The following is a 24784-nucleotide window of genomic DNA, read 5'->3' as shown; positions in this document are numbered from 1 at the left end:
GAACCCGTGAAGAAAAATGTCAGGCCGCGAGGCGCGCGACCAGCGCTTCGAGCGTGGCCGCGCAGGGCGCCGCCACCTTGAGCGCCAGCAACGGATCGGCGCGCGTCTTGCCGAGGTTGATGGCCGCGACAGGCTTGCCGCGCTGCTGCGCCCACGCGCAGAAGCGATAGCCCGAATACACCATCAGCGACGAACCCACCACCAGCACCGCATCAGCCTCGTCGAGCGCAGCCGAGGCCGCGGCCACGCGCTCGCGCGGCACGTTCTCGCCGAAGAACACCACCGACGGCTTGAGCATGCCGCCACAGGCTGCGCAGGCCGGAATGTCGAAGGCATTGGCGCCGTCGAAGTCCAGATGGGCGTCGCCATCGGCGGCCGGTTCGGCGAACGCATCCGCCAGCGCAGGATTGCGCGCGACGAGCTGCGGTTGGATCGAGGCGCGCGAATACTGCGCGCCGCAGTCGAGGCAATGCACGTGGCCGATGCTGCCGTGCAACTCGATAACATCGTGGCTGCCCGCTCGCTGATGCAGGCCATCGACGTTCTGCGTGACGAGCGCGCCCACGCGCCGCGTGGCTTCGAGTTGCGCGAGCGCGCGATGCGCGCCGTTGGGCTGCGCGAGACCGACGGTCGGCCAGCCGATCATGCTGCGCGCCCAATAGCGACGCCGCCAGCTCTCCGAGCCGAGAAATTCCTGCAACGTGATGGGCGCCGAACGCTTCCAGGCGCCGTTGTCGTCGCGATAACCCGGGATGCCGGAATCGGTGCTGATGCCCGCGCCGGTCAGCACGAACAGGCGCGGATGACGCTCGACGAAGGCGTGCAGCGCGTCGAGCGCGGCCGGATCGGGCGGCGTAGCAGGACTGGCGGCGATGGGCGGGGCGATATCGGACATGGGATCGGCTCGGCGGATAGTGAGGGCGATGCAACCGTTCGGATCGAGGCCGGACTAGCTGCCCGATTTCGCGGTGGGCAACGCCGCCAGCCTCGCGGCCTCACGCACCTCCCAGGCCGCGAGCGCCGCGCGCCACTTCTGCAGTTCGTCGTTGTAGAAGTCGAAAATGCAGGGATCGCAGCCACTCTGGCAGCAGGCGTCGTCATCGGGCCGCTCGGGCGGCAGCGGGCGCGGATCGTCCTCGGAAAGCGGGGGCAAAGACATGGAGACAGGCGTTAGAAAGCTAAACGCCTTCCAGTATACGGGAGCGTGCGAACACGCGCCCGGCCCCCAACGCCCCGATCGCGCCCCTAGCCGCGCCCGACGAACGGCATCTTCGTCGCCATGATCGTCATGAACTGCACGTTGGCCGCGAGCGGCAGTTGCGCCATATGCAGCACCGCATCGGCGACCAGTTCCACGTCCATCAGCGGTTCGACCGCGATCTCGCCATTGGCCTGCGGCACGCCGCGCGCCATGCGCTCGGCCATCTCGGTCGCCGCATTGCCGATGTCGATCTGGCCGCAGGCGATGTCGTAGCGCCGCCCATCGAGCGAGACCGACTTCGTGAGGCCGGTGATGGCGTGCTTGGTCGCCGTGTAGGCAATGCTGAACGGCCGCGGCGCGTGCGCCGAAATCGAACCGTTATTGATGATGCGCCCGCCCATCGGGCTCTGGCGCTTCATGAGCCCGAACGCTGCGCGCGTGCAGAGGAACACGCCGGTCAGGTTGGTATCGACCACGGCGCGCCAGTCCTCGACTGAAAGCTCGTCGATATCGACGGCCTTGGCATTGCGTCCCGCGTTGTTGAAGAGCAGATCGAGGCGTCCGTAGCGCGCTCGCACGGTGTCGAACAGCGCGTCGATGGCGGCCGCATCCGTCACGTCACACGGTGCGGCCAGCGCCTCCTGGCCCGCCGCGCGGGCCTCGTCAGCGAGCGCTTCGAGCGGTTCCGCGCGCCGTCCCACCAGCACGACGGCATAGCCGTTCGCCAGCAGCTTGCGCGCGCACGCGCGCCCGATGCCGCTGCCCGCGCCGGTGACGAGCGCGACCTTGCGCGCGGGGGCTGCGGGTGTTGTGTTGCGATCCACTTCAGTCATCGTTCCTGCCTCCTTGCCTTCACAAAACATCACGATCCATCGCTATCCCGCGAGCCGCGCGCGCAGCACCTCCACGAACGCCCTGCCCGCCTGGGAATCCATGCCGCCATCGCGCCAGACCGCGAACACGCCCACGGTCAACTCCGGCTCGACACGGCGGATCGCCACCGGCTCGCCCGCGCTCCGCGCCGTGATCTCGTCCAGCAGCACACGGCCGATGCCGCGCGCGGCCAGCGAGCGCGCCACGTACCAGGTCTGCGCCTCGACGGCGGCGAGTTGTCCGTCCACGCCCTGTGTCTCCAGCAAATGCCCGATCGTCTCGCCAAGCGGATCGACATTGCCGATGCTGATCCACTCGCCCTCGACGCAATCCTGCAACGCGAGCGGCGCATCGGCGGGCGAGGGATCGTCGGGCGGCGCCACGCACACGATAGCGGTGCGCCCGAGTTCGAATGCCTCGATGCCGGGCCGCGTGGGCGGATTGAGCGCGACGCCCACGTCCAGCTCGCGCGTGAGCAAGGCGTTGAGCAATTCGGTCGTGTGACGCGTCTGGATCTTGAGCGAGACGTCGGGATAGCTCGCGCGAAACGCTTCGACGGCTTGCGGTATCAGGCTCATGCCAAGACTCGGCAGGCAGCCGATCCGCAATAGCCCTTGCGGGCGCAACGCGAGATTGCGCGCGAGATCGCGGATGCTATCGAGACTCGATTGCAGCTTCTGCGTTTCGGCGAACAGCAGTTCGGCTTCGCGCGTGGGCTGCAAGCGGCCGTGAGTGCGCGCGAACAGCTTGAGGCCCGCGCTGCGTTCGGCATGCGCGAGCACCTTGCTCACGGCGGGCTGCGAGACGCACAGCAACTCGGCGGCTTTCGAGAGCGAGCCCGTGCGCATGATCGCGTGGAAGACTTCGATGTGACGTAGACGCATGAGGCGCGGGCCGCATGCGCCCACGAAGACGCGGTGCACAGGCGGCGAAACAAAAGCGCAAGGATAGCGCGTTCGTGCGCGCCACTCATGCGTGCGTCGATCGACGCCCCTGTCTACACGCGGAAATCGGCGGCCATGTCCTCGTCCGAGCGCGCCAGGATTTCGCCGCTGCGCGCCGCCTTGACGAACACTTCGTAGTCGCGCTCGACTTGATCCGCATAAGAAGCCGCGTAGCCCGCGAGCGCTTCGGCGAACTGGTCGCTGCGGCCGATGTAGGCAGCGATCTCGATGGCCGCATTGCTCGACTTCGCATGGGCGCGCGCCATCGCCCAGCCGCACAGACGCGCATAGCCCGCGAGCAGCGTGCTGTCGAGCAGATCGAGTTCGATCGAGAGCTTCATGTCGCGCAACTGGCGGAAGTAGAAGTGCCGCCCCGATGGCCCCGTGGACCAGCCGAGAAACAGATCGCTCGCGGCCTGCAACAGGCGCTGCCCCTGCACGACGCGCGCGCCCTCGTGCTTGAATGAAGGCGACTTGAAATACTGCGCAATCACCGACTGGCGCGCTTCTTTCAATTGCAGGAAGAGCGGCTTGTCGTGATGATCGACGAGCAGCATCACGAGGCAGCGCGTCCCCACGCTGCCCACGCCCACCACCTTGAACACCATGTCCTGAATCTCGAAGTGCTCCAGCAGTTCGCGGCGGTCATGCGCGAGCGTCTTCCGATAGGCGTCGTAAGTGGGCGTGATGAGCGAGCGCCAATCGCTGAACGTGAGCCAGTTGTCCTCGGACTCGTAGAGCGAATTCGGGCCGTGCACATGAAACAGCGCGGGCGGCGCGTCGCGGATGGTCCAATGCGCGCCGTCGCGCACGGCGAGCTTTTCCAGCATGCTTTCGTGCGTGCGGCCCGCAGCCTTCTCCATGCCGCGGCGGATCATGCGACGCCCCTCGGGCGTGAGCGCGGTCTCCACCATGCGGTCGAAGGTGATCTTGTCGTACCAGAGTTCGAGCGCGCCGTAGTCCGCGTATTGACGCATGCGGTCGCGATAGGTGTTCACGACCGTCATCACCAGATCTTCGGCCACACCGCGCGAGTAGCGCATGTTGCGCGCGGCCACCACGAAGCTGGCCACGAGCCGCTTGAGATCCCATTCCCAGGGGCCGGGCGCCACCTCGTCGAAATCGTTGAGATCGAATACGAGCTGGCGCTCGGGCGTGGCGAAGCCGCCGAAGTTCAGCAGGTGACCGTCGCCGCAGATCGTCATCGCCATGCCGGTGTTCGGCACCTGCGCCAGGTCGTGCGCTTGCAGGATGGCGCTACCGCGAAAGAACGTGAACGGCGAGACGATCATGCGCCCGTAGCGCAGCGGCACGAGGTTGGGCACGCGGCCCTCGCTGTTGGCCTTGAGCAGTGCGAGCGGGTCGCGGCTGAGTTCGCCCACCTGGCGGTGGCTCGATCGCTTCGCCTTTTCGCGCGCGGCGCGTCCGGCCGCTTCGCGTTCCGCAACGGTCCTTCCATTCATGAACTGCTCCCGTTCTTGAGGGTGTTCGTGGATGCCGTGATTCGTCCCGCATCGGCGCGTGCCTCATTCTGTCAGACGAGCGCGCCAGCCGTATTTAAGCCTGTGGCCCTCTTTTGTGCAAGCGCGCACACCGGCGGCGCAGCGCGCGCGACGCTCGTGTATTTTGCGCAGTGGACGCCGCGCGCGGGGATGGCTGCGGGGATGGCCGCAGGGATGACATTAACCGGTGCAGTCCCGGGCGCGGCCCGGGCTCGACCTTCGCCGCTTCGCGAGGCCTCAATGAATATCGATGTCTACGGAACGCTGGTCGCCGCATCGCTCGTCCTGCTGCTCGGCAACCGGCTCGTCGCCATGACGCCGTTGCTGCGCAAATGGACGATCCCCGAGCCGGTCGCGGGCGGCCTGGTCGTCGCGCTCGCGCTGTTCGGCCTGCATTCGTTCGCTCACATCGACGTGAAATTCGACGCCTCGCTGCAGACGCCGCTCATGCTCGCGTTCTTCGCGACCATCGGCCTCAATGCGAATCTCGCGAGTCTCAAGGCCGGCGGCTCCATGCTCGTGCGGTTTCTGAGCGTGGTGATCGGCTTGCTGGTGTTGCAGAACGTGGTGGGTATCGGCCTTGCGATGGCGCTGGGCGTCGATCCGCTCTTCGGGTTGCTGGGCGGCTCGGTCTCGCTCGCGGGCGGCCACGGCACCGGCGCGGCGTGGGGCAAGGTCTTCACCGAACATCACGGCTTGCAGTCGGCGACCGAGGCCGCCATTGCGTGCGCGACGTTCGGTCTCGTGATGGGCGGCATACTCGGCGGCCCGGTTGCACAACATCTGATGAAGCGGATCGGGCGCGGCGAAGGCTCACAGGCTGAAGCGCCGCGCGGTGCCCATACCCAGGCCTTCGAAGAGCCCAAGGCCGAGCAACCCACCACGGCCGCCGCCTTCATCGAAACGCTCACGCTGATCGCCATCAGCCTCGCGGCGGGCAATGTCATCGCCGGATGGCTCGCGTCCACGCCCGCGGAACTGCCCGCCTTCGTGTGCGTGTTGTTCGTCGCGGTGCTGCTCGCCAATGGCCTCGCGCTCGTGGGAAAGCCCGTGACCGAGCATGCCGTGGCGCTGATCGGCAACGTGAGCCTCGCGCTCTTTCTGGCGATGGCGCTCATGACCCTGCGCCTCTGGGATCTCGCCGCGCTCGCGCTGCCGGTGTTCTCGATCCTCGCCGCGCAGACCGTGCTGATGGTGGTCTACGCGATGTTCGTCACGTTCCGCGTGATGGGTTCGAACTACGACGCCGTGGTGCTCTCGGCTGGCCATTGCGGATTTGGCCTGGGCGCAACGCCCACCGCCATCGCCAACATGCAGGCCGTGACCGCGCGTTTCGGCCATTCGCACCTCGCGTTTCTGGTCGTGCCAATGGTGGCGGCGTTCTTTATCGACATCGTCAACGCCATCGTCATCAAGCTGTTTCTCGCGCTGCCGATCTTCCAGTGAGTGGTCGCCGATCCATTAGTGATTCTTGATGATTTTTCGGAGAAACTTTAACTGTCGTTAATCGACGACGGCCCCTATGCTCGAACCATCGTCCGTCTGCGCAGCACGTTTTCACTGTGCTATTTAATGCCTGCGCCATTGCACGGACACGCGGTTTTCAACGTCATTGGGGAATCACATGAAGATCTGCATCTTCGGAGCGGGGGCGATTGGCGGGATGATGGGCGTGCAACTCGCCCGCGCAGGCGCCGACGTGAGCTTCGTCGCGCGCGGCCCGCATCTGGCCGCCATGCGCGAGCACGGCGCGCGCCTCTTGATGGACGGCGAGGAATATGTCGCAAAGGTCCGGTGTACGAACGATCCGCGCGAGCTGGGCGTGCAGGATATCGTGATCGTCACGCTCAAGGCGCATTCGGTGGCGGGTGTGATCGACACGATGCAGCCACTGATCGGCAACCATACGGCTATCGTCACGGGCACCAACGGCATACCGTACTGGTACTTCCACCGTCACGGCGGCAAGTTCGAGGGCACGCGACTGGAAAGCATCGACCCCGACGGCTCGCAGTGGACGCGTCTGGGCCCCGAGCGCGCGATCGGCTGCGTGCTCTATCCCGCTGCCGAGATCGACGCGCCGGGCGTGATCCGTCACGTGTACGGCAAGAAGTTTCCCATCGGCGAGCCGTCGGGCGAACGCACCTCGCGCATTGTGCAGTTGCACGAAGCGATGACGGCGGCTGGCTTCGACGCGCCGATCCGCGACAATATCCGCGATGAAATCTGGCTGAAGCTGTGGGGCAATCTCTGCTTCAACCCGATCAGCGCGCTCACGCACGCGACGCTCGACGTCATCACGCAGGACCCCGCCACGCGCGCCGTGGCGCGCACGATGATGCTGGAAGCGCAGCGCATTGCCGAGCGCTTTGGCGTGCATTTCCGCGTGGATGTCGAACGGCGCATCGACGGCGCGGGCGCGGTGGGCGCACACAAGACCTCGATGCTGGTCGATCTGGAACAGCGCAGGCCGATGGAGATCGATCCACTGCTGACCGTCGTGCAGGAGATGGGCATGCTGGTGGGCGAGGCCACGCCTGCTATCGACACCGTGCTCGCACTCGTGAAGCAGCGCGAACAGATGGCGAAGCTCGCGGCTTGAAAACGGTCTATTTTTAAGGGATGAAATCAGAGGGCCGCGCGAATGCGCGGCCTTTTTTATTGCGCGACTGTGTCGACGGGATGACGTTCGCGCGTCTCTGCCTTGCCGTCGCGCGGATCGACGCGCCCCGTCGCGACGAATTGCGACCACGCGGCCTGCGCACACGGTCGCAGCGAGCGATGGCGTCGGCGCACGAGCATCGTGCTCACCATCATGACCGGATGCAGCACGCGCGCGACCAGCGCCCCGAGCGGCACGGGCCAATGGCAGGTGTCGTTATCGGCAGAGTCCGTGCGATCGGTGCATACCGGCAGAATGCCGATGCCCATGCCGAGCTGCGCCATGCGCGCCACGCCGCTCACCTGGGCAAGTTCCTGGATGGCATGGTCCGGCGCACGAATGCCTTCCAGCGCGCGCATCACGGCGCTACGGCAGCCCGAATCCCGATTGAGCGTGATGAGCGTTTCGCGCGCGAGGGCATCCCAGCTCAGCGGGCCGTTCAATGCGAGTGGATGCTGCGCGGGCAGCAGTGCGCGCAAGGGCGTAGCCGCCAGCGGCTGCACATCGAAATTGCCGCTCGCGAGGCGCACCGCAGGCACGGCCTCGGCGATCACGCCGAAGTCCGCCTCGCCCTGCTCGACCGCCTGCAAGACGGCCTCTTGCGGCAGATCCTGCAATTGCAGCGTGACGGCAGGCAAGGCCGCAGCACAACGCGCCATCGCGCCGGGCACCCAGCCCGACGCCAGCGCCGGATTGCTCGCCACCGTCACGACGCCGCGATGCGCCTGATGCGCGTCGCGGCCTTCGCTCAAGGCCATGTCGATTTCGTCGAGCAGGCGCGCGATGCGCCGCTCGAAACCGCTGCCTGCGAGCGTGAGTTCGACCTGGCGTGTGGTGCGGTCGAAGAGTTTCAGATCGACGGCTTCTTCGAGCTCGCGCACGCAGCGACTCACCGCCGACTGCGTGAGACCGAACTCGCGCGCCGCGCGCGTGAAGCTGCGCGAACGCGCGACTGCGACAAACACCTTGAGTTGCTGGAGCGAAACGTTCATCGACGTTGGCCGTTCAGCGTCGCTCAGCATCATTCGCCGGGCTGATTGGGCCAATGCTGAAGCGTACCGGTATGCGTGGCAAGCGTGGCCGATGGTTCGCCATCCTGCTCGATCAAACGCTGGCGCATCGGCGCGAGGATGAATTTCGCGCTCACGCCAGCCGCGATCGTAATGACCGCCGCCACGATGAACACGGCGCTCCAGCCACCCGTGGCCGACAGGACGGAAGCCACCGGCACCAGCAGCGCGGCCGTGCCCTTCGCCGTATAGAGCGTCCCCGCGTTGGCGGCGGCGTACTTGCTGCCGAAGGTGTCGGCGCAGATGGCCGGGAAGATCGAGAAGATTTCACCCCAGAACAGGAAGATCAGCGCAGCGAAGGTCATGAAGGCATAAGGGTTCGTGCCGTATTGCATCATGCCGAGCAGCGCGAGGCCTTCGCCCACGAAGATGATGAACATGGTGTTCTCGCGGCCGATCTTGTCGGAGATGAAGCCGCACAGCGGGCGCGTGAAGCCGTTGCAGATGTTGTCGATCGACAGCGTGAGCGTGAGCAGCGGCAACGTCGCGCCGAACACGGTCATCGGAATGCGGGCGAGGCCCCAGTCTTTGGCGATCGGGCCGATCTGCGCGGTCGCCATCAGACCGCCCGCCGCCACCGCCACGAACGACACATAGATGATCCAGAACACCGGCTGACGCACCATCTGCCCGGGCGTGTAATCGACCCGCGAGACGAGGCGCCGTGCCGCGCCCGCTGCGCGCGGCACGGGCTTCACGAGCAGGAAGGCCAGCACGAGGATCGCCGCGCCTTGCAGAATGCCGAAGAAGAGGAAGGTGTGCTCATAGCCCGAGCGCGTGATCATGTTGGCGATCGGAATCACCGTGACGGCCGCGCCCGCGCCGAAGCCCGCCGCCGTGAGGCCCGCTGCGAGCCCCCGCCGGTCTGGAAACAGCTTGAGCGCGTTGCCCACGCAAGTGCCGTACACGCCGCCCGCGCCAATGCCCGCGATCACCGATGAGGCGTAGAGCATCGGCAGCGTGGTCGCATAGGAATTGAGCACCCACGCGAGACCCGCACAGAGTGCGCCGACCGCCACGACGGGACGCGGGCCGAACTTGTCGACGAGCCAGCCTTCGACCGGCACGAGCCAGGTTTCGGTCAGGATGAAGATCGAGAACGCCAGTTGAATCGACGCTTCGCCCCAGTGATGACGCGCATTCATCGGCGCGACGAATAGTGTCCACGCGTACTGCAGATTGGCAACGAGCGCCATGCATAACATGCCGACCACCAGTTGACACCAGCGGTTCGTCCAGAACGGACCGCCTTCGCTCCTCTGACCGATTGCATTCATCTCGCTTGTCTCCGCTATCCATTCATGGGGGCCAGTGCTTTTGCCGGCCTGCATAGTCATCAACTTATGGTTCTGAATTCCCTGTTTCTTTTCATTCCATCCGTCACACAAAAATTCGAATGAAAATTCGTGAGGCGGTTTTGATTCACGTATTCGATTTCGGGTAAAAAAACCTTTTTTGCTGGCTTTTTTATTCGGGTTTTCCCGCCTTAAACAGGGCTTTTTAGACTTTTTAGGCGTTAACCCGCACGCAATAGCCAATGCATTCGGACTCCTTTCAACTCATGCTAGGGTGATTGCTCAATTACTCACAATTAAAGTTTGTTATTATGTGGATTCACCATCCTTTATGGATCGGCCATGACCATGCGGAACGCCACGCTGCGCCAGTTGAAGGTCTTCGAGACCGTGGCGCGCCACCTCAGTTTTTCGCGTGCCGCGGAAGAGCTGCATCTCACACAACCCGCCGTTTCCACCCAGGTCAAGCAACTTGAAGAGCACGCCGGGCTGCCGCTTTTCGAGCAACTGGGCAAGAAGATCTATCTCACGCCGGCCGGCACGGAAATGCTCCATTACAGCCGCGCGATCATGCAGCAGTTCCATGAAGTCGACGAAGCCATGAGCCAGCTGAAGGGCGTCTCCGGCGGCAGGCTCAACGTGGCCGTGATCAGTGCGGGGGACTACTTCTTTCCACGCCTGCTCGCCGAATTCACCCGGCGCTACAAGGGCGTCGAGCTCAATCTCTCGGTCCACAATCGCGAGCAATTGCTGCAACAGCTCTCGTCGAACCAGACCGATCTCGCGATCATGGTGCGGCCGCCACACGCCACGGACGCCATCAACGAGCCCTTCGCGCCGCACCCGTATGTGATCGTGGCCGCGCCTACGCACCCGCTCGCGCACAAGCGCGGCATCAAGCTCAGCACGCTGGCCAACGAAGCGTTCATCGTGCGCGAACGCGGCTCGGACACCTGGAATTCGATGGAAGAAGGCTTCGCGGGCAAGCTCACGAACCTGAAGATCGCGATGGAGATCCACAGCACGGAAACGATCAAGCAGGCCGTGATCGCGGGCATGGGGATCGCGTTTCTATCGGCGCATACGATCAGCCTCGAACTTCAGGTCGGGCACCTCGCCGTGCTCGACGTCGAGGGCTTTCCCGTCATGCTCAACTGGTACGTCGTGCACCGCAAAAACAAGCGCCTGCCGCCCGTCGCGCTCGCGTTCAAGCGCTTCCTCATGGAGGAAGGCGCGCAGTTGATCGAAAACATTACACGAGTCTCACAGGCCTCACTTCATAAGTAAGGCACTATGGTTACGGGCGTAACGTTTAGGGTTGGTTAATCGTCGTCGAAGGTCGTCGCGATCGCGCCGCCTGACGGTTGCGGCTGCGCCTTCGGCGGGGAGCGTCGCGCGAATCGTGGTGGGACAGGCGCGCTGTTTCTGCAGGCGGCTCGTACACGGAAAGCCAGGTATCGAAGGCCGCTGGCTCGAAAGCGGCGTTGCCGCATGCGGTGACGAGCCAGGCGTCGGGCACCACAACAAAGCCCGCGGGCGCGGGTCGTTTCGATACATCGTGTGGTGCGCGCATGATGCGAGCCTTGGGATGGCGGCGCGCACCGCCCATCAGACGCACACCTAACGCAATAGCCAGCACGCAGGCAGCGCCAAGCGTGGAAAGCTCGAACTCCATCGCTGATCGCGCGTTCCCCATGCGCACACTCGCCAACGCGCCGCCAAGCGCAACGATCAACACGAACGCCATGAAGTGAAGCGCACGCTCTCCGTGACTCAACGGTGTGCGCTTGCGCGCGATCGCCCGGGTGTCGCGCGAAAAGACCTGTGCCGTCGCGGCCGCGCCCAAGGCCAGCGCGCCCAGTATCGCCGTCGCGTAGAGCGCGATGCGCGTGCCAAAGCTGGGAGGCGGCATCAGCAGCATCCAGGCGATGCTCGCGCTCGTGGCCACCATCGCCAGTCCACATCCCACGGCGGCAATCACGCGCGCAAAACGGGTAAGGTCGCTGCGCGCGCCCATCCAGAGACCGGCGAGCGCGCCCAACTCCGCCGTCGCCACGGCAATGGCGTCATGCATCAAAAGTAACGCCAGAATGGCGGGTGTCACCGTCAACAGCAGGGCGAATGAAATGGCAAACAGAACGTGACGCGGCGGCTCGGTGTCGCGCGCGCGCGCGCAGCGCGCTTTCGCGCGAGCCGGCTCGCGTCGGGCCCATCCTGGAGCCAGCGCCGCGAGCTGTGCAAATGCACACGTAAACCAGGCAAACAGCAGTCCACCGCACAGGCATAGCGCATCGCCAGCCAGTTGCTCCGGCATCACTCACTCCTCGCGTATTGGGTACAACACAGTGCCCTCAGACCACGGGCGCGTCTTCTGCTTGCGATTCCAGCGCGGCAACGGGCGAGCGCAGCGTATTCGCCAGCGTCCCGATGCCGTCGATCCTCACCTCGACCGTCGCCCCTTCGCCGATCGAACCCACGCCGAGCGACGTCCCGCAGGCAATCACGTCGCCCGGCTCCAGCGTGAGATCCTGCGAGATCAGGCTGACCTGCTGCGCGGGCGTGAACACCATGTCGTCGAGCGGATAGTTCTGCCGCTCGACGCCGTCCAGCAAGGTCACGACACGCGCGGCGCGCCAGTCGAAGCCCGACACGATGGCCGGCCCCAGACAGCAGAACGTATCGAATCCCTTCGCGCGACACCATTGCGGGAAGTGCGGATTCTCGGCGAGCAGGCCCGCTGCGGTCACGTCGTTGACGATGGTGTAGCCGAAGATCGCAGCTTCGGCTTCTTCAAGGCTCGCATCGCGGCAGCGCTTGCCGATCACGATGCCCAGTTCGCCTTCGAAGACGATTTTTCCCGCATAGTGGGCCGGCCGCCGGATCGTCTCGTGCGCACCGATCACCGATCCCGCCGGCTTGATGAGAAAGAGCGGATGCTCAGGCACGGGCTTCTCGAGTTTGCGCGCAAGCGCGTGGAAGTTGTTCCAGAGCGCCACGACCTTGCCGGGCGCGCATGGCGCGAGCGGCGTGAGAGTGCGCAGCGAGAGCACAGCGCCCGTTGGCACCGGCTGGTCGATCCCTTCGTATTCGTGCAGATAGCCGTTTTCGGCGCGACCGAACACGATACTGCCGTCGTTCGCCATCAAGCGCATCCATGTGTCCATGCTTCGCTCCGTCGTTTCGTCTATTCGTTGTGCGCGCATCCACTGCGAGTGCGGATGCGCGCGATGACGCGACTCAGATTGCACCCGAGGCCCGCAGGGAGCGGATGTCCGTTTCGCTATAGCCGAACTCCGCGAGCACTTCGTCGGTATGCTCGCCCAGCAGCGGCGAGCGCGTGACTTCGGTGGGACTATCCGAAAGCTTGATCGGGTTGCCGACCGTGAGGTACTTGCCGCGCACCGGATGCTCGACTTCGACGATCGTGCCGCTCGCGCGCAACGACTCGTCGTTCGCAATCTCCTTCATCGACAGGATCGGACCGCAAGGAATGTCGTGGCGGTTGAGCACGGCCATCGCCTCGAACTTGGTGCGATGCATGGTCCAGTGCTCGATTTCGGCGAAGATCTCTTTCAGATGCGGCAGACGCTTGCCGGGCGTGGCATAGCGCGGGTCGTCGATCCATTCCTCGCGGCCGATCAGCTTGCAGATGCGATCCCACACGGGCGCCTGGGCGATGAAATAGATGTAGGCGTTCGGGTCGGTCTCCCAGCCCTTGCACTTGAGGATCCAGCCTGGCTGCCCGCCGCCCGACGCATTCCCTGCGCGCGGTACCGCATCGCCGAACGCTGCGTTCGGAAATTGTGGGTACTCCTTCATGACGCCCGTACGCTCCAGCCGCTGCTGGTCGCGCAGTTTCACGCGGCACAGATTGAGCACGCCGTCCTGCATGGCGGCCAGCACTTTCTGGCCGCGTCCCGTGTGGGTGCGCTGATAAAGCGCCGTGACGATGCCGAGCGCCAGGTGCAGACCCGTGCCGCTATCGCCAATCTGCGCGCCGGACACGACGGGCGGGCCATCGTCGAAACCGGTCGTGGAAGCCGCGCCGCCCACGCATTGCGCGACGTTCTCGTAGACCTTGCAGTCCTCGTAGGGCCCCGGGCCGAAACCCTTCACCGAGGCCACGATCATGCGCGGGTTGAGCGTCTGGATATGCTCCCAGCTGAAACCCATGCGCTCGAGTGCGCCAGGCGCGAAGTTTTCGACGAGCACGTCGCAGTCGCGAATCAGCCGTTCGAGTACGCGCTTGCCTTGCTCGTTCTTCGTGTCGAGCGTGAGCGAGCGCTTGTTGCCGTTGAGCATCGTGAAGTAAAGGCTGTCCGCGTCGGGGAGATCGCGCAACTGCTCGCGGGTAATGTCGCCCGCCCCCGCGCGTTCTACCTTGATGACGTCGGCGCCGAACCATGCAAGCAGTTGCGTGCAGGTCGGGCCCGACTGCACATGCGTGAAGTCGAGAATGCGCACACCATCCAGTGCCTTGCCCATGTCATGTCTCCTTGATTAGTCGTGGCCGGGCGAGTGATCGAAATCTGTGATTCGTTTTGCGTGGCTGCCGCCGTCATTGCGTCCTTGATCAATACAGTATGTGATATATCACAACGAAGCAAGAGCGGGTTTATCCGCTGGAACGGCGTATCGATCGGCCTGTGTGGCTTATTGGGTAAGGGTTTGTGAAGGAGGATAAAAATTTGCTGCGCCGCATGAACGGGAAAACCCCGACACGATTTGCCGCAGATATTTCAGATGTAGTGCGCGGGATGCCCGGATCGTGATAGCCGAGCCTTGATGCGCATAAAGTTCAGACAGTTTCTCGGGGCGCCGCAGCGCCCAAATGAAAACGGGAGACCCGCAGGTCTCCCGTTTGCCTCAACCTGGCCAGCGTGGCCAGCCTGACGTCACGCCCGAATCGCGCTCAATCGAGAAAGTCGCAATGCTTCTCGACGAAGACTGCGAGATCGAGTGAATGCTGACGCACGAGCCGCTCGGCGAGCTCGGTATCGCGCTTTTCCAGCGCCTCGATGATGCGCAGGTGATCGACGATCGAGCGCGACGCGCGATCGCTTTGCGAGATCGTCATGCGCCGGATCGCGCGCACGTGCACGAAGATGTTCTTGATCGTGTCGAGGATGATCTGCGACTTCGATAGCTCGACGATCGCCTGATGGAAGGCGATGTTGGCGTCCGAGTACTCGGCGATATGCTCGGCCGGCGTGCTGTCGCGGAAGGCGTCGAACATGTGGCGCAGGCGGGCGATCTCCTCGTCCGACGCGTGCAGCGTCGCGAGGCGTGCGGCCATGCTTTCGAGCGCCGCCCACATCTGGATCATCTCGACAATTTCACGCTTGTTCTTGCGCACGATATAGATGCCGCGGCGCGGCACCATGCGCAGGAAACCCTCCTGCTCCAGCAGCGTCATGGCTTCACGCACGGGCGTGCGGCTCACGCCGAGCGTCTCGCTCAGCACGCGCTCGTCCAGGCGAATTTCTTCGCGCGACTGATAAATGTCGGCATCGGCGATGGCCTGGCGCAACATCGCGTAAGCCTGATCGCGCAGGCTCAGCGTCGCGTTGATGGGCTGCAGCGCCAGCTTGAGCGGCGCGGCGTCCCGGGTGGCAACTGCTTCAGTGTGTTCTGACGACATTCAATGCCCTTTAACCACTTTTAACCGACCTGCGGCCCCACCTTCGGACCAACGTGCGAACGGACCTGCTGACGAACCGGTTGCGCGCGCGGTGCTTCGCCCAGTCCGGCGAAACGGCCATGCTGACCAGCCTGTTCGATAGCCGACTGCGGCAACCATCTGGCGATCATAACCGTTGCAGCCGCGCCCAAGCCCACCACTGCCACGCCGAAGAGTGCGAGAGAGACGAAATCCATTTGAAGCTCCGCATGATTGAGTCATCGAATGACTGAATCATATGCTGCGTCGCGACAAAAGGCAATATTCTGTATGTGATATATCACGAAGATATTTTCAGACTGTTGTCTCTTCGATACACCCGGGGCTAGCAGGCAAACCCATGCTGAACGAAACGCGAGAACGCGACAAGAGGGTCGATATCGGTCCTCCACACGCCGTCACTTCGCTCACGCCCTGTCAACAGTCATACGAATTCTGTTGACAGCGCATGCGACATCCCAGCACACTCGATCCATGCACACCTTCGCCACCCTCCCCCACACGACAGCGATTAATCGCACGTGGCATATGCCAAAACATGGCATGGCACGGGGGAATGTGTGCGTATTCGCGAACTAGCAAGTCTGTCGTTACGCAAACCACAAGCCCCGCCGAATCGACGGGGCTTTTTGTTTTGTGGGTGGCAGAAGTAACGCTCCGTCCGTCGGCTCTAGAAATGGAGATTGCGATGGATCAAGCTTCACAGCAGGACGCCGCCGGCGCCTGTCCCGCCTTCAGTTTCGAACGCCTCGTGCAAGACGAATCGCTGCCTGCCCAATCGATTCATTTCGCCGTGCCTGCGGGCGCGACGCTCACCTGGCGCGTCGTCGCCGACAGCACCGTGCGCGCCCACGGCGCACGCGTCTGGCTGACGCGCGCACGCTCCCCTTACGACCATTGGCTGAACCCCGGCGACACGCTGCGCGTCCTGCGCGGCGAGCGGATCTGGATGAGCAGCGACGCCTCGCCCGAGTTCGTATCGAACCTCGCGCGCGTCACGATCACGAGCGCCTGGCGCCCGCCGTTCGCGAGTGCACGACACATCGCACAGCGCTGTGCCGACTGGTTCTTGCTGCTGACGCCGCGCCGGGCGCGTTAGCCCGTGAACCGGCTGGGTGATTGAGCAAGCGGGGCAAAAAAACGGGCGCGCCGTTGCCAGGCGCGCCCGGTTTCACCACGGCAGGCATCGTCGTCAGAACTTGTGCCGCAGGCCCAGATTGAACATCGTCTGCGACGAGGTGCCGTTGTAGCCATACGAGCCGATCGACGCTTCGGCCGGCATCGAGCCGCCGGAGCCGTCGCCCTGCTCGCCGCTCGCGTGCTGCCATGCCGCCGTCATATAGAGGTCGGTACGCTTGGAGAGGCTGTAGTCCGCGCCGATCGACACCTGATGGTAATTCGCGCTGGTGTCGCCATTGGCGTGCGTGTAGCTGTAGCCGAGACCCAGCAGCAGCGCCGGGCTGAGCTGGTAGTTCATGAAGCCCTGGCCGGTGTTGTATTTCTCGGTATCGCGGAACACCGAACTCGCGTCAGGCGCGTACTGCGAGTTGCTGTAACCCAGCCCGAAGGTGAACTGCCCGAGCGAGTACTGCGCCGCCGCGCGCGCGATCGACAGCGAGTGAGCGCTCGCATAGCCGCTATTGATTGCCCCGTCGAAGGTGCCGTCCGACGTGCTGGTCCAGCCCTCGGTGCGCACGCCCAGGCCCGCCTGACTGTTGGCCGCGTAGAAGTAGCCGCCCGCCACCGCGATCGGCCCATTGTTATAGGCGACGGCCGCCGAGTACGACTGCTCGGAGCCCGTCGTGCCCGCGATGCCGCCGAACGAGTACATCGCGGCGGCCTGCAAGCCGTTCCACACCGGCGTGGTGTACTTGACCGCGTTGTTCACGCGGAAGCTGTTGTCGTAGTTGTCGACGTCGCCGGCCGTTGCGAACGCGGAGCCGAAATAGTTGTCCTCGGTGATGCCCTGCACGAGGTCGATCAGTGGATCATATTGACGGCCCAAGGTGATCGAGCCGTATTGCTCGGCGGTCAATCCGACGTAAGCCTGGCGGCCAAACAGCCGCCCGCCCTGGGCCGACGAACCGTTAGAGGGATTGAAGCCGCTCTCCAACTGGAAAATTGCCTTGAGGCCGCCGCCCAGGTCTTCGGCGCCCTTCATACCCCAGCGCGAGCCCGACAGATTGCCGTAACTACTGTTGCCGAGCGTCCAGAGGTTCTTGCTGCCGTCGGCGTGATTGACGTAGGTGATCGAAGTGTCGATGGTGCCGTAAAGCGTGACACTGGTCTGAGCTTGCGCCGCGCCGGCGGCGCCGAGCACGGCGAGCGAAAGCGAAGTCAACGCGAGTCTTTTCACGTCATTCTCCTTGTCGATCGGAGTCAGTGCTCCGATGCCACGCAAGACCACATGCAGGAATCAATCTAACTCCACCGCGAGGCGAAGTAAAAGAATTAAATAGTGTGTCTCGATTTGGTAACAGCGGATACAGAAAGGGTAGGCGGCTGCCGTAAACAATGGGGTTGCACAGTGAAAGGATGCCAAAGGCCAAGGGCGAATTAGCCCGACGCAGCGGGCCTTGCGACTGTTCGAAGCGCCTCGTTAATTGGGACTCGCATAGCCTTGCGTGCGAGTCCACCTGAATGCCGGATCACGCGCGAGCATCGCCGCGAATATCCGTCGCGTTTGCAAACATGAACATGCGGATAAGGTGCGCACATTTCGACGATTGAATGGGCCGCCATGCGTAAAATGGCGGTCCTTCACACTGATGCTGAAAAATTTCGATCCGAACCCGTTTGATGTTTCTTTAGGTACTTAGTCAACCACCCAGACGCCCCGCGCGTTTGCTGCTTTACCAGTCATTTACCAAACGTTTACGTTTTCGCTCGCTGCGGCGCTACGCCAGCCTGACCAGCAGCCGCCTGGAACGTGACGTCCAACATGCGATGCCGCCCCCGGGGACGCCAGCACGGCGCCAAGACGGCATCCGGGAATCCGCCGGACCGACCCATGTTTCAAACGCCTCCTTCGCGCCTCGCGCGCGCCGCCTTCGTGGCGCTGCGCCGCCGCGCCCGCGTCCTGCGCCTGCAGCGCTTCGCGGCGCCGGCGCTGGCGCTCGGCATCTGCGCGCTGCTGCTGATCGTGTTCCAGCACCTCTCGCAGGCGGTGAACTACCGCTCGGTGATCCGCCAGCTCTGGCATCTGACCCCAGCGCAATGGACCGGCGCGCTCGGCGCCACGGCGCTTAGCTTCATCGCCCTCGTCGGGCGCGACGCCGTCGGCCTGCGCTACCCCGGCATGCCCGTATCGCGCGGCGCACTCTGGGTCGGGGCCATCGCCGGCTCAGCGCTGGGCAACGTGACCGGCTTCGGCGCGCTCACGGGCGGTGCGGTACGCTGCCGCGTCTACGGCCCGGACGGCGTCACCGCCGCCCAGATCGGCCGCATGACGGTGTTCACGAGCGTGACGCTCGCGATCGCCCTCGCGCTGATGGCGGCACTCGGCATGGTCGCCTCCGCCGACACGCTCGCGGGCCTGCTGCACCTCACGCCGGACGCCCTGCGCTGGATCGGCGGCAGCGTGCTCGTGCTGGGCGCCGTGATGATCGCCGCCTGCCCGGCCCGCGCGCGCGAGATCGCGCCCTTCAAGCGCGCGTGGCTGCGCTTCGCCGTGCCCGCACGCCGCGACCTCGTCGCGCAACTCCTGCTCGCCGCGCTCGACGTCGTGGGCGCGGGGCTCGCGCTCTGGTCGGTCATGCCGCACGCGAACCTCGGTTTCGCCGATTTCCTGACCGTCTATACCGCAGCCATGCTGCTCGGCCTGATTGGCCATACGCCCGGCGGTATCGGCGTATTCGAGGCGGCGATGGTGTTCGCGCTCGGCGCGAGCGTGCCCGGCCCGGAAGTCTTCGCCGCGCTGCTTGCGTACCGCGCGATCTACTTCGGCGCGCCGCTCGCGCTCTCGGCAGGACTGCTCGCCGTGTTCGAAGGCCGCGCGCTCAAGAACCCACTCAGCACGACGTTCGCAAAAGGCGCCGACGGCGTCTCGCAACTCGCACCCCTTTTCCTCGCCATCGTTACCTTCGTGACGGGCAGCATGCTGGTGATCTCGGGCGCGACGCCTGCGTTCGCCAAGCGCATCGCGCTCTTGCAGACCTTCCTGCCGCTCTGGGTGCTCGAAAGCTCGCAACTGCTCGGCAGCCTGTTCGGCGTGCTGCTGCTGTTCGTCGCGCGCGGCCTGCTGCGCCGCCTCGACGCCGCCTGGTGGGTCGCACTCATGCTCGCCGTGGCCAACCTCGCGCTTTCGCTCACCAAGGGCCTCGCCTTTGTCGAAGCGGGCGTGCTGTGCGTGCTGATCGCGCTGCTCATCGCCACGCGTGGCCGCTTCAACCGTCATTCGTCGCTGTTCAAGGAAACCTTCACGCCCGCGTGGCTCGCCTCGGTCGGCTGCGTGATCGCGCTCGCCGTGTGGGTGCTGCTGTTCGCGTTCCGCGACGTTCAATACTCACAGCATCTGTGGTGGCAATTCGCCTTCGACGAACGCGCTCCGCGCGCGCTGCGCGCCACGCTTGGCGCGGGCGTGTTCGCCGCGGCGCTGGCCTCGTGGCAGTTGCTGCGTCCGGCGGCAGGCCGCTTCGTGATGCCCGCCAGCGAAGATCTCGCCGAAGCCGCGCGTATCGTGCGCGCGCAGGAACGCAGCGACGCAGGCCTAGCGCTGATGGGCGACAAAAGCTTCCTGTTCTCGCAGTCGCGCAACGCCTTCCTGATGTACGCCAAGCGCGGCCGCACGTGGGCGGCGCTGCACGACCCGGTGGGTCCGCGCGAGGAATGGCCCGCGCTGATCCGCGAATTCGTCTCGCTCGCGCACACGCATGGCGGGCGCGCCGCCTTCTACCAGGTGCGCGCCGACGCGCTGCCGCTGTATCTGGACGCCGGCCTCACGCTGATGAAGCTCGGCGAGGAAGCGCGCGTGATGTTGCAGGAATTCGATCTCAAGGGCCCGCAGCGCGCGCATCTGCGCTACGCGCTCAAGCGCGGCGAGCGCGACGGCTTCTCGTTCGAGCATATCGAGCCGCCCCAGATGACCGACAGCCTGCCGGTGCTGCGCACCATCTCGGACGCCTGGCTCGAAGACCGCGAAGTGCGCGAAAAGAGCTTCTCCGTGGCCGCTTTCGAGGACGAATACCTCGCCGCGCAGAACGTGCTGCTGGTGCGCCAGAACGGCGCGCCGATCGCCTTCGTCACCTTCATGACGACCGACCTGAACACCGACGCGACAGTCGGCGTCATGCGCCATCTGCCGGGCGCTTCGTCCTACGCGATGGAATATCTGTTCACGCAGCTCGCACTGCATCTCAAAGCCGCCGGGTACCAGTCGCTCTCGCTCGGCATGGCGCCGCTTTCCGGCATGGGCCCGACGCCGCTCGCGTCGTCGTGGCACCGTCTGGCCGGACTGATCTGGCGTTTCGGCGGCAAGTTCTACAACTTCCGGGGGCTGCGCGGCTTCAAGAACAAGTTCGCGCCGCGCTGGGAACCGCGTTATCTGGCCGCCTCCGGCTCGATCAGTGTGTTCATTACCCTCGCCGATCTTTCGTTGCTGGCAGGAGGCTGGCGTTCATGATTCATCGTATTTCCTCGCTGCCGCGCCTCGCAGGCGCAGCGGCGGGCGCAGCTTTGCTCGCGCTCGGCGCCATTCAGGCTCACGCCACCGAAGCCCCGGCGCATAGCGCCGTCACGCACGTCTCGGGCGGACGTTACGGCGATGTCGCCGTGACGCGCCCCATCGGCGCGATGCGCGGCTTCACCGTGCTGTTCTCCGCCGGCCAGCACTGGAACGCCGACGACCAGACCCGCGCCGACGCCCTCGCGCATCACGGCGCGCTGGTTGTGGGCGTGGACAAGGAACGCTACGCCACGAACCTCGCGGCCATCAAGACCGAGACCTGCCACAAGCTCTATAGCGATGCCGAAGCGCTCAGCCATCAGCTCGAGCGCCAGGAAGCGTCGAGCCAGTACTTCGCCCCGATCGCCATCGGCAGCGGCGAAGGCGCGCTGATCGCGCAACGCATGCTCTCGCAGGCGCCAGCGAACACGATGGCGGGCGCGGTGTCGCTCGACCCTGCCGCGACGAAGCTCGACGCGCGCTTCGCGCCCTGCCCGGCCGACCCCACGCTTTCGCGCGGCAAAGGTCTGCCCGGTTTCTTCGAGCAAGGCGTGACAGCGGTTGCGGGCGCAACCAAAGTGTCGGCAACGGCCGGCGCAACGCCTCACACGTTTGCAGCGAACCTCAGCGATGCGGACAAGCTCGTCGTACTGACGGCACCGCATCTGCATGTGGCCTCGGAAAACGAAGAAGACGTCTCGGACCTGCCGCTCGTCGAATTGCCCGCCGCTCATCCGACCGACATGCTCGCGGTCGTGATCTCCGGCGACGGCGGCTGGCGCGACCTCGACAAGACCATCGCCGAAGCGCTGCAAAAGCAGGGTATTTCGGTGATCGGCTGGGATGCGCTGCGCTACTTCTGGAGCGAAAAGACGCCCGCGCAGACGAGCCACGATCTCGCGCGCGTGCTCAACACCTACGCGTCGCGCTGGCACGCGAAGCACATCGCACTGGTGGGCTACTCGTTCGGCGCCGACGTGATGCCGTTCGCCTATAACCGCCTGCCCGATGCGCTGCGCGAGAAGGTGTCGTATATGTCGCTGCTCGGCTTCGCGCCAGATGCGGACTTCCAGATCCGCGTGACGGGCTGGCTCGGCATGCCGGCGAGCGACAAGGCGCTCAAGGTGCAGCCGGAACTGGCGAAGGTGCCGCCTGCGATCGTGCAATGCGTCTATGGCGCGGACGAGAAGGACACGATCTGCCCGGCGCTGGCGAACACCGGCATCGAGCTTGTGAAGACGAACGGCAGCCACCACTTCGACGGCGACTACAACGAGCTGGCCACGAAGATTATCGAAGGGTGGAAGAAGGAGATTGCGGCGCGGGGGTGATAGCTGATTTCTGGGCGTCGCTTGACTCAGGGCAGACTCACCTCGATTGAAAACGCCACGCATCCGACGATGCGTGGCGTGATGTCGGAGTCTCCAACTGGGATCAAAGACCGCCCATGAAAAAACTCGCGAACGTCCACCCCGGCGTCATCCTCCAGGACGAATTCCTCACACCGATGGACATGAGCCAGAATGCGCTGGCTCGCGCCATGAACGTGCCGCCACGCCGCATCAATGAAATCGTGCACGGCGAGCGCAGCGTCACCGCGGACACCGCATTGCGCCTGGCATTCGTCTTCGGCACGACACCGCAGTTCTGGATGACGCTACAGGTCGATTACGATCTGGAAGAGGCAGCGCGGTACGTGAAGCTTGCGGATCTGCGCCGCCTCGCGGCCTGACCTCACCCCTTGCGCCCTGCCAGATACTGCACGCCCTGCGGCCCGTAGCGCTCGACGTGCAGCACCCCGGCGGGCAGGTGGAACACATCGCCCACCCGATAAACCCGCTCCTCGCCGCCCACAGCGATCGCTATCTCACCAGCGACGATCAGCGCCTTCGCCTCGAACGGATGCGAGTGCTCGTCCAGATGACCCGGCTCGCGCGTGACGAGCACGGGCTCCGGAAAGCCCTCGGCCGCCAGCGTGCGGATAAACGTTTCGCGATCCACGGCAGTCTCCTCTTTCGTCGGCTACGCGCCGCAACATCAAGTGTGACACTGCCCACGGCCCAGGCGAAAAAAAACGCCGGCCACTCGGCCGGCGTCCGCTTGGGCATCCCGCGGTAAAACCTTATGCGACGGCAGTAGCCGCCTTGGCATCCTCTTCCTGCTCCACCGACGAGCGGATCAGGTAATCGAACGCGCCCAGCGAAGCCTTCGCGCCTTCACCGACCGCAATCACAATCTGCTTGAACGGCACGGTCGTCACGTCACCCGCGGCGAACACGCCCGGCACCGACGTCTGACCCTTCGCGTCCACTTCGATCTCGCCGTGCTTCGAGAGCGCCACCGTGCCCTTGAGGAACTCGGTGTTCGGCACGAGGCCGATCTGCACGAACACGCCTTCGAGCTCGACATGACGCTTCTCGCCCGAGGTGCGTTCGAGGAACGCCAGACCCGTGACCTTCTGACCATCACCAGAAATTTCCGTGGTCTGTGCATTCACGTGCACCGTGACGTTCGGCAGGCTGCGCAGCTTGCGTTGCAGCACTTCGTCCGCACGCAGTTGCGCGCCGAATTCGAGCAACGTCACATGGCTCACGATGCCGGCGAGGTCGATCGCCGCTTCCACGCCCGAGTTGCCGCCACCGATCACGGCGACGCGCTTGCCCTTGAACAGCGGGCCGTCGCAGTGCGGGCAGTACGCCACGCCCTTGTTCTTGTATTCCTGCTCGCCCGGCACATCGACATTGCGCCAGCGAGCGCCCGTCGCCAGCACCACGCTCTTCGCGCGCAGCGTCGCACCGCTTGCAGTACGCACTTCGAAGCCCTTGCCGGTCGGCACCACGGCGTCGGCGCGTTGCAGATTCATGATGTCGACGTCATAGGCGCGCACGTGCTGCTCGAGCGCCATCGCGAACTTCGGCCCTTCGGTTTCCGTCACCGAGACGAAGTTTTCGATCGCCATCGTATCCAGCACCTGACCGCCGAAACGCTCGGCCAGCACGCCCGTCTTGATGCCCTTGCGCGCCGCGTAGATCGCAGCCGCTGCGCCTGCGGGGCCGCCGCCGACGATCAGCATGTCGAAAATGTCCTTCTGGTTCAGCTTCTCGGCAGCACGCGCCGAAGCGCCCGTGTCGAGCTTGGCGAGGATTTCTTCCACGCCCATGCGGCCCTGGCCGAACACTTCGCCGTTCAGGTAGATGGTCGGCACGGCCATGATCTTGCGCTTCTCGACTTCATCCTGGAACAGCGCGCCGTCGATGGTGACGATCTGCACGTTCGGGTTGAGCGCCGCCATCGCGTTGATCGACTGCACGACTTCCGGGCAGTTCTGGCACGTGAGCGACATATAAACTTCGAACGAGAACACGCCGTCGAGCGACTTCACCTGTTCGACCACATCGTTCTCGAGCTTGACCGGGTGGCCGCCCACCTGGAGCAGCGCCAGCACGAGGGACGTGAATTCATGGCCCATCGGAATGCCCGCGAACGTGACCTTCACGTCCGAATTCGCACGCCGGATCTCGAACGACGGAGTACGCGAGTCGCCAGCAGCGGCGCCACGGCGTTCTTCGTAGCTGATGCGATCCGAAAGCGATGCGATGTCCTGCAGCAATTGCTGCAGCTCCTGCGACTTCTCGCCGTCGTTCAGGAACGCAGTGATCTCAATCGACTGCGTGACTTTTTCGAGGTAGCTTTTCAGTTGGGTCTTGAGATTTGCGTCGAGCATGGCGTTTTCCGGCTAGAAAAGAAGCGGGGGAATTCTAAGTATTGCCTGGCAATTTCGCCGTTCTGCTTATGGCTTTACGGGACAATCGAGGCTTCCGGGCCGCAGCCGCAAGGGCGCGGCCCGGAGGTACAGCTTGTGAGACTTCAGCGTCACGCGGTCATGACGACCGCG

22 protein-coding genes are annotated in these 24784 nt (G+C 64.6%); 7 read left to right on the top strand and 15 right to left on the bottom strand.

Annotated features, from left to right (window positions below):
* Positions 1-19: 19 nt before the first annotated feature.
* The 5 genes from U5782_RS21875 to U5782_RS21855 form a co-directional block, all read right to left on the bottom strand.
* The gene (locus U5782_RS21875) at positions 20-895 is read right to left on the bottom strand and encodes an NAD-dependent protein deacetylase (RefSeq protein WP_322045975.1); all 876 of its coding nucleotides are present in this window, start codon (positions 893-895) and stop codon (positions 20-22) included.
* Between the two features lie 54 nt (positions 896-949).
* Positions 950-1159, bottom strand: coding sequence for an oxidoreductase-like domain-containing protein (locus U5782_RS21870; protein WP_322045974.1), 210 nt, complete (start codon positions 1157-1159; stop codon positions 950-952).
* A gap of 86 nt (positions 1160-1245) precedes the next feature.
* Positions 1246-2034, bottom strand: coding sequence for an SDR family oxidoreductase (locus U5782_RS21865; protein ID WP_322045973.1), 789 nt, complete (start codon positions 2032-2034; stop codon positions 1246-1248).
* Positions 2035-2076: 42 nt separating this feature from the next.
* Positions 2077-2958: a LysR family transcriptional regulator gene (locus tag U5782_RS21860; protein ID WP_322045972.1), complete on the bottom strand. Its 882-nt coding sequence runs from the start codon at positions 2956-2958 to the stop codon at positions 2077-2079.
* A 113-nt stretch (positions 2959-3071) separates the two neighbouring features.
* Positions 3072-4481: a DUF2252 domain-containing protein gene (locus U5782_RS21855; protein ID WP_322045971.1), complete on the bottom strand. Its 1410-nt coding sequence runs from the start codon at positions 4479-4481 to the stop codon at positions 3072-3074.
* 279 nt (positions 4482-4760) lie between these two features.
* Between U5782_RS21855 and gltS the strand changes: the two genes are divergently transcribed.
* Both gltS and U5782_RS21845 read left to right on the top strand, forming a co-directional pair.
* Positions 4761-5966, top strand: coding sequence for a sodium/glutamate symporter (gltS, locus tag U5782_RS21850; RefSeq protein ID WP_322045970.1), 1206 nt, complete (start codon positions 4761-4763; stop codon positions 5964-5966).
* Between the two features lie 178 nt (positions 5967-6144).
* Positions 6145-7122, top strand: coding sequence for a 2-dehydropantoate 2-reductase (locus U5782_RS21845; RefSeq protein WP_322045969.1), 978 nt, complete (start codon positions 6145-6147; stop codon positions 7120-7122).
* 56 nt (positions 7123-7178) lie between these two features.
* Here the strand turns inward: U5782_RS21845 and U5782_RS21840 are convergent, their stop codons facing one another.
* Both U5782_RS21840 and oxlT read right to left on the bottom strand, forming a co-directional pair.
* Positions 7179-8174 carry a LysR family transcriptional regulator gene (locus U5782_RS21840; RefSeq protein ID WP_322045968.1) on the bottom strand — a complete coding sequence of 332 codons (996 nt, stop codon included), beginning with the start codon at positions 8172-8174 and terminating at the stop codon, positions 7179-7181.
* A gap of 29 nt (positions 8175-8203) precedes the next feature.
* Positions 8204-9529: an oxalate/formate MFS antiporter gene (oxlT, locus tag U5782_RS21835; protein WP_322045967.1), complete on the bottom strand. Its 1326-nt coding sequence runs from the start codon at positions 9527-9529 to the stop codon at positions 8204-8206.
* Positions 9530-9889: 360 nt separating this feature from the next.
* On the opposite strand from oxlT, the gene U5782_RS21830 reads away from it, so the two are divergent.
* Positions 9890-10834 carry a LysR family transcriptional regulator gene (locus U5782_RS21830; RefSeq protein ID WP_322045966.1) on the top strand — a complete coding sequence of 315 codons (945 nt, stop codon included), beginning with the start codon at positions 9890-9892 and terminating at the stop codon, positions 10832-10834.
* Between the two features lie 25 nt (positions 10835-10859).
* Here U5782_RS21830 and U5782_RS21825 read toward each other — a convergent pair whose 3' ends face one another.
* From U5782_RS21825 to U5782_RS21805, 5 genes are all read right to left on the bottom strand, one after another.
* Positions 10860-11861: a hypothetical protein gene (locus U5782_RS21825; protein ID WP_322045965.1), complete on the bottom strand. Its 1002-nt coding sequence runs from the start codon at positions 11859-11861 to the stop codon at positions 10860-10862.
* Between the two features lie 37 nt (positions 11862-11898).
* A complete protein-coding gene (locus U5782_RS21820) occupies positions 11899-12711 on the bottom strand; it encodes a fumarylacetoacetate hydrolase family protein (RefSeq protein ID WP_322045964.1) in 813 nt (270 codons plus the stop codon).
* A gap of 73 nt (positions 12712-12784) precedes the next feature.
* A complete protein-coding gene (gene frc / locus U5782_RS21815) occupies positions 12785-14032 on the bottom strand; it encodes a formyl-CoA transferase (protein WP_322045963.1) in 1248 nt (415 codons plus the stop codon).
* A gap of 427 nt (positions 14033-14459) precedes the next feature.
* On the bottom strand, positions 14460-15188 hold the full coding sequence (locus tag U5782_RS21810; protein ID WP_322045962.1) for a GntR family transcriptional regulator: 729 nt from the start codon (positions 15186-15188) through the stop codon (positions 14460-14462).
* A 20-nt stretch (positions 15189-15208) separates the two neighbouring features.
* Positions 15209-15424 carry a hypothetical protein gene (locus U5782_RS21805; protein ID WP_322045961.1) on the bottom strand — a complete coding sequence of 72 codons (216 nt, stop codon included), beginning with the start codon at positions 15422-15424 and terminating at the stop codon, positions 15209-15211.
* A gap of 491 nt (positions 15425-15915) precedes the next feature.
* Here U5782_RS21805 and U5782_RS21800 point away from each other — a divergent pair, with 491 nt between their 5' ends.
* Positions 15916-16326, top strand: coding sequence for a DUF2917 domain-containing protein (locus tag U5782_RS21800; protein ID WP_322045960.1), 411 nt, complete (start codon positions 15916-15918; stop codon positions 16324-16326).
* A 93-nt stretch (positions 16327-16419) separates the two neighbouring features.
* Here U5782_RS21800 and U5782_RS21795 read toward each other — a convergent pair whose 3' ends face one another.
* Positions 16420-17583 (bottom strand): porin, encoded by a 1164-nt coding sequence (locus U5782_RS21795; protein WP_322045959.1) that lies wholly within the window; start codon positions 17581-17583, stop codon positions 16420-16422.
* 654 nt (positions 17584-18237) lie between these two features.
* Here U5782_RS21795 and mprF point away from each other — a divergent pair.
* The 3 genes from mprF to U5782_RS21780 all read left to right on the top strand — a co-directional run bounded on the left by mprF (position 18238) and on the right by U5782_RS21780 (position 22621).
* Positions 18238-20847 carry a bifunctional lysylphosphatidylglycerol flippase/synthetase MprF gene (gene mprF / locus U5782_RS21790; RefSeq protein WP_322045958.1) on the top strand — a complete coding sequence of 870 codons (2610 nt, stop codon included), beginning with the start codon at positions 18238-18240 and terminating at the stop codon, positions 20845-20847.
* Positions 20844-22220 carry an AcvB/VirJ family lysyl-phosphatidylglycerol hydrolase gene (locus tag U5782_RS21785; RefSeq protein ID WP_322045957.1) on the top strand — a complete coding sequence of 459 codons (1377 nt, stop codon included), beginning with the start codon at positions 20844-20846 and terminating at the stop codon, positions 22218-22220. The genes mprF and U5782_RS21785 overlap by 4 nt, the downstream gene beginning before the upstream one ends.
* A gap of 116 nt (positions 22221-22336) precedes the next feature.
* Positions 22337-22621 carry a HigA family addiction module antitoxin gene (locus U5782_RS21780; RefSeq protein ID WP_322045956.1) on the top strand — a complete coding sequence of 95 codons (285 nt, stop codon included), beginning with the start codon at positions 22337-22339 and terminating at the stop codon, positions 22619-22621.
* Positions 22622-22623: 2 nt separating this feature from the next.
* Here U5782_RS21780 and U5782_RS21775 read toward each other — a convergent pair whose 3' ends face one another.
* The gene (locus tag U5782_RS21775) at positions 22624-22890 is read right to left on the bottom strand and encodes a cupin domain-containing protein (RefSeq protein ID WP_322045955.1); all 267 of its coding nucleotides are present in this window, start codon (positions 22888-22890) and stop codon (positions 22624-22626) included.
* 121 nt (positions 22891-23011) lie between these two features.
* Positions 23012-24613 (bottom strand): alkyl hydroperoxide reductase subunit F, encoded by a 1602-nt coding sequence (ahpF, locus tag U5782_RS21770; protein WP_322045954.1) that lies wholly within the window; start codon positions 24611-24613, stop codon positions 23012-23014.
* Between the last annotated feature and the right edge of the window lie 171 nt (positions 24614-24784).

Origin of the sequence: Paraburkholderia sp. J67 (assembly GCF_905220265.1) — a bacterium.
Lineage (GTDB): Bacteria > Pseudomonadota > Gammaproteobacteria > Burkholderiales > Burkholderiaceae > Paraburkholderia.
Note: the sequence above shows the minus strand (reverse complement) of the source record. Positions and strands in the feature narration are given on the sequence as shown.